This is a genomic window from Agromyces intestinalis (assembly GCF_008365295.1).
GTDB classification, from domain to species: domain Bacteria; phylum Actinomycetota; class Actinomycetes; order Actinomycetales; family Microbacteriaceae; genus Agromyces; species Agromyces intestinalis.
This window is the reverse complement of sequence record NZ_CP043505.1, coordinates 2,563,550-2,575,768: the sequence shown is the minus strand read 5'-3', so window position 1 is coordinate 2,575,768 and position 12,219 is coordinate 2,563,550. Positions and strand designations below refer to the sequence as shown.

At 73.3% G+C, this 12,219-nt stretch carries 9 protein-coding genes; 5 read left to right on the top strand and 4 right to left on the bottom strand.

Translation table 11 applies throughout. From position 1 onward, the window contains the following. Positions 1 to 86: 86 nt before the first annotated feature. Entirely contained in the window at positions 87 to 290 is a 204-nt protein-coding gene (cspE, locus tag FLP10_RS11700; RefSeq protein WP_149161023.1) for a transcription antiterminator/RNA stability regulator CspE, read from the bottom strand. A 313-nt stretch (positions 291 to 603) separates the two neighbouring features. On the opposite strand from cspE, the gene FLP10_RS11695 reads away from it, so the two are divergent. Next, positions 604 to 897 (top strand): DUF1905 domain-containing protein, encoded by a 294-nt coding sequence (locus FLP10_RS11695; RefSeq protein WP_149161022.1) that lies wholly within the window; start codon positions 604 to 606, stop codon positions 895 to 897. Positions 898 to 973: 76 nt separating this feature from the next. On the opposite strand, the gene FLP10_RS11690 is transcribed toward FLP10_RS11695, so the two are convergent. After that, positions 974 to 2,422 (bottom strand): phytoene desaturase family protein, encoded by a 1,449-nt coding sequence (locus FLP10_RS11690; RefSeq protein ID WP_149161021.1) that lies wholly within the window; start codon positions 2,420 to 2,422, stop codon positions 974 to 976. A 340-nt stretch (positions 2,423 to 2,762) separates the two neighbouring features. Here FLP10_RS11690 and FLP10_RS11685 point away from each other — a divergent pair, with 340 nt between their 5' ends. Further along, the gene (locus tag FLP10_RS11685) at positions 2,763 to 4,436 is read left to right on the top strand and encodes a stealth family protein (protein ID WP_425457580.1); all 1,674 of its coding nucleotides are present in this window, start codon (positions 2,763 to 2,765) and stop codon (positions 4,434 to 4,436) included. A 64-nt stretch (positions 4,437 to 4,500) separates the two neighbouring features. On the opposite strand, the gene FLP10_RS11680 is transcribed toward FLP10_RS11685, so the two are convergent. Together FLP10_RS11680 and FLP10_RS11675 are read right to left on the bottom strand one after the other, a co-directional pair. Continuing rightward, entirely contained in the window at positions 4,501 to 5,466 is a 966-nt protein-coding gene (locus tag FLP10_RS11680; protein WP_246150007.1) for a phosphodiesterase, read from the bottom strand. A 191-nt stretch (positions 5,467 to 5,657) separates the two neighbouring features. Continuing rightward, positions 5,658 to 7,469 (bottom strand): acyl-CoA dehydrogenase family protein, encoded by a 1,812-nt coding sequence (locus FLP10_RS11675; protein ID WP_149161019.1) that lies wholly within the window; start codon positions 7,467 to 7,469, stop codon positions 5,658 to 5,660. A 155-nt stretch (positions 7,470 to 7,624) separates the two neighbouring features. Here FLP10_RS11675 and FLP10_RS17605 point away from each other — a divergent pair, with 155 nt between their 5' ends. From FLP10_RS17605 to FLP10_RS11660, 3 genes are read left to right on the top strand one after another with little or no spacing between them, the layout of a single operon-like run. After that, positions 7,625 to 8,527, top strand: coding sequence for an aggregation-promoting factor C-terminal-like domain-containing protein (locus tag FLP10_RS17605; RefSeq protein ID WP_210418392.1), 903 nt, complete (start codon positions 7,625 to 7,627; stop codon positions 8,525 to 8,527). Positions 8,528 to 8,579: 52 nt separating this feature from the next. Further along, entirely contained in the window at positions 8,580 to 9,137 is a 558-nt protein-coding gene (locus FLP10_RS11665; protein ID WP_149161018.1) for a hypothetical protein, read from the top strand. 7 nt (positions 9,138 to 9,144) lie between these two features. Next, the gene (locus FLP10_RS11660) at positions 9,145 to 12,165 is read left to right on the top strand and encodes an ATP-binding cassette domain-containing protein (protein WP_246150006.1); all 3,021 of its coding nucleotides are present in this window, start codon (positions 9,145 to 9,147) and stop codon (positions 12,163 to 12,165) included. Positions 12,166 to 12,219: the final 54 nt, after the last annotated feature.

The following is a 12,219-nucleotide window of genomic DNA, read 5'->3' as shown; positions in this document are numbered from 1 at the left end:
GACCGGCCCGCCGGCCGATCCCCCGGCGGACCAATGCAGAAGGCCCCCCGGCAGCGATGCTGCAGGAGGGCCTTCGCGGTTCGCGCTTAGAGGGCGCGGATGTTCTCGGCCTGGGGACCCTTGGGGCCCTGGGCGATCTCGAACTCGACCTTCTGGCCCTCATCGAGGGAACGGTAGCCGTTGCCCGAGATGGCGCTGAAGTGTGCGAAGACGTCGGCGCTGCCGTCGTCGGGGGCGATGAAGCCGAAGCCCTTCTCCGCGTTGAACCACTTGACGGTTCCGGTTGCCATGCTGTTCTTCCTTCGTTCACGGGGCCCGCGACGCGAGCCCATGCGATCGGCTTTCGATCGCGATCCTCGCGGCTGGAAGCGGCGAGGGGGGCGAGCGATGGCGACGTGGCGTCGTCGACATCGACTCGGTCGGGTCATGCCACGCGGAAGGTTCCGCCTCCGGGCAATCGGATGGAGCAGCGGGCATATTACCCGCCGGGTGGAGGATTCGGTTCTGCAAGCCTAGCGTGCTCGGGCTGTGAAGTGTCCACCAAGTCGATGGATATCTCGCCGTGTCTCGCCGTATGTCGGCGGGCGTCACTAGCGTGGCTGCATGCGGTTCCGGTTCGAGGCTCCCCTGTGGGAGTGGCAGGCGCGCGCCGAGTGGTACTTCGTCACCGTGCCCACGGCCGCGTCGGCCGACATCCGCGAGGTGCCGTTGCCGCCGCGCGGCTTCGGGTCGGTGCGCGTCGAGGCCACCGTCGGCGGGTCGACGTGGCGCACATCGATCTTCCCCGACTCGTCCGAGGGGGCGTACGTGCTGCCCGTGAAGCGGGCGGTGCGGGTCGCCGAGGGGCTCGTCGAGGGCGGGCCGGTCGCGGTCGACCTGCGGCTGGTCGACTTCTAGAACGTGTTGCTCGGCACGAGGCGTTGGCACCCGGCCGACCTGCCTCGAGCCCGGTGGGCGAGCGCGGCCGGCCCGCTCACGGCGCGAGTCGCGGCATCCGCCGTACGCCGAACTCGCGGCGCAGGGCACTGCGCGCCGCGTACCAGCCGGCGAGGCCGTGCACGCCGGGGCCCGGCGGGGTCGACGCCGAGCACAGGTACACGCCCGACGCAGGCGTGCGCCACGGGTCGCGCGCGAGCACGGGCCGGGCGATGAGCTGGCCGAGCGTGGGTTCGCCGGCCGCGATGTCGCCGAGCACGTAGTTCGGGTTGTAGGCGGCCACGTCGACCGCGGTCGACGACGACGACGCGAGCACGACGTCGCGGAACCCCGGCGCGAATCGCTCGAGCTGCCGCGTGATCGCCTCGGTGCGGTCGACGTTCGAGCCCCGCGGCACATGCGTGTAGGTCCACAGGGTGTGGCGGCCCTGGGGCGCGCGGCTCGGGTCGAAGGCCGACGGCTGCGAGACGAGCACGTAGGGAGCATCGGGGTGGATGCCACGGGTCACCGCGTTCTCGGCCGCCGCGATCTCGGCACGGGTGCCGCCGACGTGCACCGTGCCGGCCCGGGCGAGCTCGGGCTCGCGCCACGGCACCGGGCCCGACAGTGCGAAGTCGACCTTCGCCACGCCGTTGCCGTAGCGGAACCGCGCCAGCCGGTCGGCGTAGCCGCGGGGCAGCGCGTCGCCCGCGATCCGGATGAGGGCCTGCGGGGTGACGTCGAGCAGCACCGCGCGCGCACTCGGCAGGTCGCGCAGGTCGCACACCTCGTGACCCGTGACGACCTCGCCGCCGAACGCGACCAGATCGGCGACGAGCGCGTCGGCGATCGCCCGGCTGCCGCCGATCGGCACGGGCCAGCCGCGCGCGTGCGCGTGCACCCCGAGCGAGAACGCCGCACCCGCCGCGGCCAGTGACGGCAGCGGCAGGATGGCGTGGGCCGCGACACCGGTGAGCAGCGCGGGCGCGACCTCATCGTGCCATCCGGCGTCCCAGGCGCGCGTGCCTTGCGAGAGCGCGGCCAAGCCGAACCGCGCGGCCACGAGCGGATGCCTCGGAATCCCCACGAGCGGCGAGCCCGTGAACCGGGCCACCTCGTCGACATGCCGCACGAGCGGACCCATCAGTCCGTGGAACGCCTCGCCGTCGGCGCCGAGCCCGTCGACCGTGCGGTCGAGGTCGCGCCAGGCGAGCCCGGCCCGACCATCGTCGAGGGGGTGGCCGTACGAGAGCTCGGGCACCGCGAACTGCACCCGCCGGTCGAGGCCGAACGCGCGGAAGAAGCCCGACGCGAGGGCGAGCGGGTGCACGGCCGAGCAGACGTCGTGGCGGAAGCCGGGCAGCGTGAGCTCAGCGGTGCGCAGGCCACCGCCGACCTCGTCGGCACGTTCGTAGACCCGGACCGAGAGCCCGGCCCGCGCGAGCGTCACCGCGGCGGCGAGCCCGTTCGGGCCCGAGCCCACGACGATCGCGTCGAGTTGCGGCATCCATCCCCCTCGCGTCCGGACCTCGTGTCCGGACCTCGCGTCCGGACGTCGTGTTCGAGCCTCGTGTCCGAGCCCGCCTTCGAGCCTACGCGGCATGCCTCCGGCGGCAGGCCCTCACGTCGCGGGTTTGCGCGGTGCGCGGACGCAGTGGCTCGCCGTGACCCGGGCGCGGTGCTGGGCATGCACGTTTCTTCCACGAACCGTGATCGTGCGGTGATCACCCCTCGGACGGCGGACAGGCGTGGCGGGTCTTCTCGAACCGCCCTCCACCGCTCAGCGCGCACGCCCGGCCGGTAGAATCGGAGTGTTCCGCCCGCTGCAGACAGGAGACCCTTCCTACGTGACCGACCGCGACCCCGGCACCCGTTCCGCCTTCGCCGCCGCCGAACCGGCCCCGCCGCCCGCGCTGTCGCTCACCGACGCTGCTGAGCCGGCCATCGTCTCCGGTGGGCGGCGCTTCGAGCGCACCGACCTGGTCATCCGCAAGGGCGAATACGCCCTGCGCAACGGGCACCTGACGCCGCGCGAGTCGATGACCGAGGACCTGCTCGCGATCCGCGACGTGCTCGATGCGACCGGCATCCGCCACCTGCTCGTGCGCGGCGACGGCGACCGCCCCGTGATCGCCGTCGACCGGGCCCAGCGCAAGGCGCTGGCCCGTGCCTTCGCCGAGGCGTTCGCCGAGGAGCCCTTCTACTCGGCCGCGATCGCCCCGGGCCGCGCCCGCGAGACCCGCCCCGTGCTGCTGGCCGACGGGCACCTGTCGACGCACCGGAAGGCCAGCGCGTTCCGCCTGTACCGGCCGCGCATCGAACCGCTCGGCCGGCTGCGGTACGGCAGGGCGACCGCGGTGCAGCTCGAGCTGTGGCGATTCGGCGAGACGACGATCCACGCGCCGCTGCCGAACGCGCTCATGCGCACGACCCTGCCGCGCGGCGAAGCGGTGGAAGACACCGTCGAGCTGTTCGGCCGCGAGTGGACGACGCTCGAGCACATGTGGGCGCCGCTCGCGGGCGACGTCGACTTCGACATCGACCTGGTGTTCTCGTGGGTCGACGGGTCGAGCGACGACTTCGTGCGCGAGCGCGCGAAGCGCATGCAGAGCTACGTCGTCGGCGACGGCGATGACTCCGAGGCCCGCTACCGACAGATCGACGAGCTCAAGTACGCGCTGCGGAGCGTGCACCTGTTCGCCCCGTGGATCCGGCGCATCTTCATCGCGACCGACTCCCCCGCCCCGAAGTGGCTGGCCGAGCACCCGAAGGTGCGGATCGTGCGCAGCGAGGAGTTCTTCGCGCGCCCCGAGGACCTGCCGACCCACAACTCGCACGCGGTCGAGGCCCAGCTGCACCGCATCGACGGGCTGTCCGAGCACTTCCTCTACTCGAACGACGACATGTTCTTCGGTCGCGCGGTCTCGCCCGAACTGTTCTTCTCGCCCGGCGGAATCACGCGGTTCGTCGAGGCGGGAACCCGGATCGGCCTCGGCGAGTCGAGCCCCGACCGCAGCGGCTTCGAGAACGCGGCCCGCGTCAATCGCGCGCTGCTGCGGTCGCGATTCGGTCGGGTCACGACCCGCCATCTCGAGCACTGCGCGGCACCGCTGCGCCGCAGCGTGATGCGCGAACTCGAGCGGGAGTTCGCCGACGAGTTCCGCCGCACCACGGCGAGCCCGTTCCGATCGGCGACCGACATCTCGGTGACGAACTCGCTCTACCACTACTACGCGCTCATGACCGGCAAGGCGGTCACGCAGACGCAAGCGAAGGTGCAGTACATCGAGACGACGCTCAAGCGCGCGCTGCCCGCGATGGATCGGCTGCTCGAGCGGCGCGATCAGGACATGTTCTGCCTGAACGACGGGTCGAAGCCCGAGATCTCGGTCGGCGAGCGCACGGCCGCGGTCACCGAGTTCCTCGACCGGTACTTCCCGTTCCCGGCGCCGTGGGAGAAGGAAGCGACGGATGCCGCGGCGCGCGACGTGGCATCCCTCGCGCGGTCCGTCGGCGGCTGACCCACCCGCCCGATCGCCGCTGCCGGTCGAGTCGCGACGATCGAGCGCTCCTCGACCAGCGTGGTCAGGGGAGCCGGATGGGCTCGGTGAACGGGCCCGAACGGGCGAGGAACGCGTCGAACTCGTCGATGCGGGCGGGCGAGTCCACCCGGTCGCCGATGCGGATGCCGGCCTCCTCGAGCCGGCGGCCGCTCTCGGGCGCGTCGATCCAGTCGAGCGCCGGGAAGGTGCCGAGCGGCACGACCGAGTGCAGCACCGTCGTCGGGTACACGTGCACGAGGTTGAACGCGCGGGCGCCGTCGCGGCCCCTGGTGCCGCCGACCGGCACGTTCAGATCCTGCGTGTAGCAGGTCGCCGAGGCGACCGACACGGGGATGCCCGCGAACGTCGCGGTCGACGAGTAGTGCAGGTGACCGGCGATGATCGAGCGCACGTCGCTGCCCTCGAGCACCTCGGCGAGCCCCCCTTGGTCGCGCAGCTCGACCGATACCGCGAGGTCGAGCACGCTCGGCACGGGCGGGTGGTGCATCGCGAGGATGGTGCCGTGCGGGGCATCCGTCGCGAGTTCCTCGGCGAGCCAGTCGAGCTGCTCGCCGGTGACCTCGCCGTGATGATGGCCGGGCACGGTGGAGTCCAGCGTGATGATGCGAAGGCCGTTCACGTCGTCGACCCGGTCGACCGGTCGGGTGGAGCCGGCGGGCTGGTCGAAGAGATGCTCGCGGAACGCGCCGCGGTCGTCGTGGTTGCCCATCACCCAGATGACCTGGGCGCCGAGCCGCTCGGCGACGGGCTCGACCACGCGGCGCAGCCGCCGGTAGGCATCGGGTTCGCCGCGATCGGCGAGATCGCCGGTGAAGACGATCGCGTCGGGTCGGCCGCCGGATGCCTCGAACTCGTCGAACACCTGGCGCAGGTGCCGTTCGCTGGCGACCCGGTCGTAGAGCCGACCGCCGCCCGCAAGCAGGTGGGTGTCGGAGATGTGGAGCAGGAAGTGGTTCGGCCGGGGGTACTCGGCCGTCCGGATCGTCACTGGGGCATCCCATCGTTCGAATCGCGCATCTTCGGGCGTCTGCGCGTGCAGATTAGCCGAACATGCGATGCTGAACGCCCGATGAACGCGGCGTGTGCCGCTTCGCGACGAAAGGTGATCAGCGCGCATGCGGCCCGGTCGGGCTCCGTCCCCCCGGGCGACGGAGATCCGGGACCCCTCGCGCGCGGCGTTCAGGCTCGGTCGAGGATTCCCGCGAGGTCGGCGTCTGCGGGCAGCATTCCGTACTGGAGCCCGCCCCGCCCGCCGAGCCGGGTCGCGCAGAACGCGTCGGCCACGGCGGCCGGCGCATGCTCGATGACGAGCGCGCCCTGCAGCACGAGGGCGAGCCGCTCGGTGAGCTCGCGGGCGCGGAGGGCCGCGACGGATGCCCCGGCCCCCGGGTCGGCGAGATCGCGGGCGGTCTCGCGGGCGAGGGCTTCGGCGCGCGCGAGGGCGATGTCGAACGCGGCATCCGACCCGGTCGCCCGGCCGACGACCTCGAAGAACGCCTCGAAGGCCTGCGGCTCCCGCGCGAGCACACGCAGCACGTCGAGCGCGATGACGTTGCCCGATCCCTCCCAGATCGCGAGCAGCGGCTGCTCGCGGTAGCGCCGCGCGAGCGGCCAGGCCTCGGTGTACCCATTGCCGCCGAGGCACTCGAGCGCTTCGGCGGCGTGCCCGGCCCCGCGCTTGCAGACGTGGTACTTCGCGACGGCGGTCGCGAGGCGGCGGAACGCGGCATCGGTTGCGGCATCCGTCGAGGCATCCGCATCGTCGTCGTACGCCGCGGCCAACCGCATGGCCGTGAGCGTCGCCGCCTCGCTCTCGATCGCGAGGTCGGCCACGACCGCCCGCATCGCGGGCTGGTCGACCAGCAGCGATCCGAAGGCGCGCCGGTGGCGCACGTGCCAGGCGGCCTCGGCGACGGCCTGGCGCATGCCCGCGGCCGAGCCGATGACGCAGTCGAGGCGCGTGCGCGTCACCATCTGCACGATCGTCGCGACTCCGCGCCCCTCATCGCCGACGAGGTAGCCGACGGTGCCGTCGAACTCGACCTCGCTCGACGCGTTCGAGCGGTTGCCGAGCTTGTCCTTCAACCGCTGGATCGCGAACGCGTTGCGCGCCCCATCGGGCAGGATCCTCGGCACGAACACGCAGCCGAGCCCGCCGTCGGTCTGCGCGAGCACGAGGAACGCGTCGCTCATCGGCGCACTGCAGAACCACTTGTGCCCGGTGAGCACGACCTCGCGCCCCCACGGGGTGTCGGCGCCGGTGAGCTCGGCGCGGGTCGTGTTGGCGCGCACGTCGCTGCCGCCCTGCTTCTCGGTCATCGCCATGCCGATGAGTGCCGAGCGCTTCGCGGCCGCCGTTCGCGGATCAGGAATTTCTCGCCGACTCGCCGTCGCCGGGGGGTCGTAGTCCGGCGTGTCGGCGAGGAATTCCTGATCGCGCGCAAGGGTGCCGCCCAGCGCGGGGTCGTAGTCGCGGCTCAGCAGCCGCGGCATCCAGTCGTCGGCGAGCCCGGGTGCCCCGAGCCGCAGCGTCGGCACCGCCGCATGGGTCATCGAGATCGGGCAGGCGTGGCCGGGCTCGACCTGGGCGAGCAGGAAGAACGCGGCGGCGCGGTCGACGCTCGCGCCCGGCCGGGGCTCGGCCCATGCCGACGTGTGCGCGCCCGCCCCGACCGCCGCGGTCATGATGCGGTGGTACGACTCGTCGTAGTCGACCTCGTCGATGCGTCGACCCCAGCGGTCGTGCGTGCGCAGCTGCGGCGGGCGGGTGTTCGCCAGTTCGGCATCGCGCTGGAATGCGGCCGAGCCGACCTGTCGCCCCAGGTCCGACAGGCGGTCGTGCGAGCGATGATCGGATGTCGCGCCCGACGCCGACACGGAGGCATCCGACCCCCAGCGCGAGACCGCCTCGACGAGCGGCGGGTTCGTCGCGAACTCGTCGATGCCGGCCCGCTCGGGCACCTGGTTCCGAACCTCGTGCGTCGTCGCCATCTCCACATTCTGCGCTCCCACGCCCGTCCGTTACCGCCTTGTGACCTGAGCGATCCTCGCGTAAGGTGCACGGGACGACTTTCCCGGGTCGCGACCCGGGCCGAAGATCAGCACGGGTCGACGCGCCGGCGGGCGCCCGGCCCCGGGGGAAACGCATGGGGAACACCACCACGTCGAGGCAACCGCATCGACTCGGATCGCTCGCTCGCGCCGTCGTGGCATCCGCCGCGGTCGCCGGCCTCGCGGTCACGGCGGGCACCGGATTCATGTTGCAGTCGACCATCGACGACCAGGCGAAACGGGTCGCCGAGACCGCCGAGCTCCGCGCCGCTGCCGAGATCGACCCGGCCCAGCTGGGCGCGAACCGCGACATCCTGGTCGCCAGGGCGGTCGGCGCCGCCGACGAAGCGGTCGCCGCCACCCGGCCCGTGGTCGCCTCGGCGTCGGGCAAGGTCGACGCCGCAGCCCTCGCGGCAACGCTCGCGCAGCTCGAGGCATCCGAGCTGATGGCGCCCGCGCGCGTGTTCGAACTGGTCGACGCGGCGCGAACCCAGGCCGACGAGCTCGCCGCCGCGGTCGCCGAATGGGATCGCGCCGAGGCCGAGCGCAAGGCCGCCGAGGAGGCGGCCCGGCTCGAGGCCGAGCGCGTCGAGGCCGAGCGCGCTGCCCGAGAGGCTGCCGCCGACGAGTCGTCCGGCGGCGGCGGCGGGGGCGGCGGCGGGGGCGGGGGCGGCCCTGCGGCGCCCGCCAACCCCAGCGAGGCGCAGGTCATCGCGCGCGACATGATCGCCCAGCGCTACGGCTGGGGTGACGACCAGTTCGGATGCCTCGTGGCCGTGTGGGACTACGAGTCGCACTGGAACGTGTACGCCTCGAACGGCTCGAGCGGCGCGTACGGGATCCCGCAGGCGCTGCCCGGGTCGAAGATGGCCTCGCACGGCGCCGACTGGCAGTCGAACCCCGCCACCCAGATCTCGTGGGGCATCGACTACATCGCCGGGCGGTACGGCAGCCCGTGCGGAGCGTGGGGGCACATCCAGTCGACCGGTTGGTACTGAGCGGCTGATCGAGGAACGCGGCAGCCCGCCGGTCGCCCAATAGGCTGGGCGGATGACCGTGCGCCCCCTCGTGATCGCCGCCCTCGCCCTCACCGCGTTCGGACTCGCCGGATGCACCGGCAGCACGCCCGAGGCATCCGAACCCGCCGTGACGGCGTCGCCGAACGCGTCCGCCTCCGATGACGCGAGTGGGGCCTCCAACGACTGCGCCGGAGTCGCGGTCGTCGTCGATGCCGGCGACCTCGACGCCGCCGACGACCCGTCGACCGAGGCGTGCCTCGTCGTCGACGGGCCCATCGTCGCCGCCGACGCGCTCGCGCAGGCCGGCATCACGACCGAGGGCACCGACGACTACGGCGACCAGGTCGTCTGCCGCGTGAACGGGGCACCGGCCGAGAGCGACACGATCGTCGCCGACGACGGCACCGAATACCACGAGACCTGCCAGACCATGCCCGCCGCCTTCGCGTACTGGGCGGTGTGGATCAAGCCCGTGGACGGCGAATGGGCGTACGCACAGGAAGGCCTCGCGACCCAGCAGATCGCGCCCGGCGAACGCCTCGGCCTCTTCTTCACCCTGAACGGCGAACCGGCGCAGCCCGCGTCGTGACGGGCTGATGCTGCGATTCCGGCCTGAGGCCCTGCGCACGGCGGCGCTGCTCGCCGTCGCGTTCGTGGTCTTCCGGGTCGCGTACCGGGTGCTCTTCGACGGCGCCGGAGGCAGCGGGTTCGTGCTGCTCGACCTGCCCGAGATGCGGCTGCCGGCGCCGTTCGGCCACGTCGTGCTGTTCGGCGACATCACCGTCGACGGACTCGCGCGGGCCGTGGCGGGCGCCCTGCCGATCGCACTCGTCATCGTCGCGTTCGGCGTGCTGAACGCGATCGTCGACGTGTCGCGGTTGTTCGCACGCGGGGCTCGGCGCGGGCCGGTGCGCGGCATCGCCCGGGCGCTCGTGATCGCGTGGGCGACGTTCCCGGGCCTCGGCGAGGCGGTGCGCTCGGTGCAGCTCGCGCGTCGGCTGCGTGGCGAGCGCGGTGCCGCGTCGCTGCTCGTGCCGGTGTTCGAGCGCACCGTCGAGCGAGCGGTCGCGGTCGCGGCGGCGATGGAGGTGCGCGGGTTCGCGGCGGCGCACCGGGTCGAGGGTGCCTGCGAGCGGCCGGTCGAGGTGCGCGGGGCGCGGATATCGCGGGGCGGCACCGGTGCGCCGAAGGCAGCCTGGGCGCTCGAGATCGACGAACTCGTGCTCGCGCCCGGAACGCTCACCGTCGTCGCCGGGCCGACCGGATCGGGCAAGTCGACCCTGCTCGACGGGCTCAGCGGCCTGCTCTCGCACGTCGACGGCGGCACGCTCTCGGGCACCGTGCGAGTCGGCGGCGTCGACCGCGCGACCGCGCTGCCGCGCGACACGGCGGGATTCGTGGGGGTGGTGCTGCAGAACCCGCGGCTCGGGTTCGCCGCCGAGACCGTCGACGCCGAGATCGGGTTCGCGCTCGACGTGCGGGGCGTGGCGCCCGCGATCGTCGCGTCGCGGGTGGCCGAGATCGCGGGGCACGTGGGCATCGCGCACCTGCTCGGGCGGGACATCCGCGCACTGTCGGCCGGCGAGGCGACGCTCGTGGCGATCGCCGCGGCGCTCGTCGAGCGGCCCTCGCTGCTGCTCGTCGACGAGCCACTCGCCGACCTCGACGCCGACGCGCGCGGGCGCATCGTGGCGCTGCTCGACCGGCTCGCGCACGAGGCCGGAGTCTGCGTCGTGGTGGCCGAGCACCGGGTGGCGGCGCTGGCGGGTGTCGCGGATGGGGTGGTGTCGACCTCTCGGCCGGTCGAGGAGCGCCCGAGCGAAGCGACGACGCGTCTCGAGGCCCTCGCGACCCAGCGCAGCTCACGGGGTCTCGATAGGGTCGCTCCGCTCCCTACTCGACCAGCGGGAGGTCGGGACGACGGGGGCGGCGAGGCGCTGCTGCGGGTGAGCGGGTTGTCGGTCAGGCACGGGACGCGCGACGCGGTGGTGGATGCCTCGCTCGAGGTCGCCCCCGGCGAGGTGGTCGCGCTCGCCGGGCCGAACGGGGCCGGCAAGTCGAGCCTGCTCACCGCCATCGCTCTGCCGCGTGACCGCGGCACGGTCGAGGTCGACGGCGCCGACGTCGCCCGGCTCGACCGCGGGCAGCGCCGGCGCGCGGTCGTACTCGTGCCCGAGGCATCCGACGACCTGCTGCTCGCACTCACCGCGGCCGATGAGTGCCGCCACGCCGACCGGGCCGCGCACGCGCGGGCGGGTGCGACCGCCGCCAGGTTCCTCGCGTTCCTCGGCCTCTCCCTCGAGTCGCCCGACGGGTTGCGGCGGCTCGCTGCGCACCCGCGCGACCTGTCGGCGGGCGAACGCCGGCTGCTCGCGCTGGCGATCCAGCTCGCGGCGGGCGCGCGGGCGGTCATGGTCGACGAGCCGACGCGCGGCCTCGACGACGACGCGCGTTCGCTGGTCGCCGGCGCGCTCGCGGCGGTCGCCGAGGCGGGCGGAGCGGTCGTCATCGCCACGCACGATCGGGCGTTCGCGGCGGCCGTCGCCGACCGGGTCGTGACCATGAGTGCGGGTCGGGTCGGGGCGAGTGGTTCCGCGGGTGCGGAGGTGGCGGAGTCTCGAGACGCGCTTCGCGCTCCTCGACCAGCGACCCCCACCATCGCGTCTCGAGCGCCCGCAACCCGATCCTCCCGACCCCACCGACGCCCGATCCACCCTCTCGTCACCGCGCTCGCACTCACCCTCGGCAACGTCATCGCCGCGATCGCATTCGCATGGCCGTTCTTCACACCGGCCCTGCCGTCGCAGGCGCAGGCCGCGGCGCCCTTCGCGGCGATTGCGCTCACGCCGTTCCTGCTCGCGGTGATCCTGCTCGTGCTCGACGACCGGGTGCGTTCGGCGAAGCTGCTCGCGATGCTCGGCACGCTGACCGCGGTCGGCGCGGCCGTGCGCATCGCGAGCACCGGCGTCGGCGGCGTGGAGGCGGTATTCGTGCTGCTCCTGGTCGCGGGGCGGGCATTCGGGGCCCGGTTCGGGTTCCTGCTCGGGGTGCTGGTGATCGCACTGTCGTCGGTGGTCCAGGGCGGAGTCGGGCCGTGGACGCCGTTCCAGATGTTCGCGTGCGCGTGGGTGGGCGCGGGGGCGGGGCTGCTGCCAGGTACGCGGACACGCGCGGCCGAGATCGCGCTGCTGTCGGTGTACGGCGTGGTCGCGTCGTACGTGTTCGGGCTGGCCATGAACCTGTGGTTCTGGCCGTTCGCGGTCGGCGCGGGCACCGCCATCTCGTACGACGGCGCAGCGCCGTTCACGCAGAACCTCGGCAGCTTCCTGCTCTACTCGTTCGTCACCTCCACGGCCGGCTGGGACACGCTTCGCGCGATCACGACGGTGATGGGACTGGTCGTCGCCGGCCCGGCCGTGCTCGCCGCGCTGCGCCGCACCAAGCTCACGCCGATGGCCGGCTCGCCGACGCCTCGACGGGCACGGCAGACGCAGCCTCCGCGGGGACGGCCTCGACAGATGCAGCCTCGTCAGGTGCCGCCTCCTCAGGTGCCGCCTCGACCTGGCCAGGCGCCCGCCCCGGCAGCACCAGCGCGACGACCATCGCGATCGCGGTGAATCCGACCAGCCACCAGAACGCGGTGTCGAACCCGGCGGCGACCTCGGCCGCCG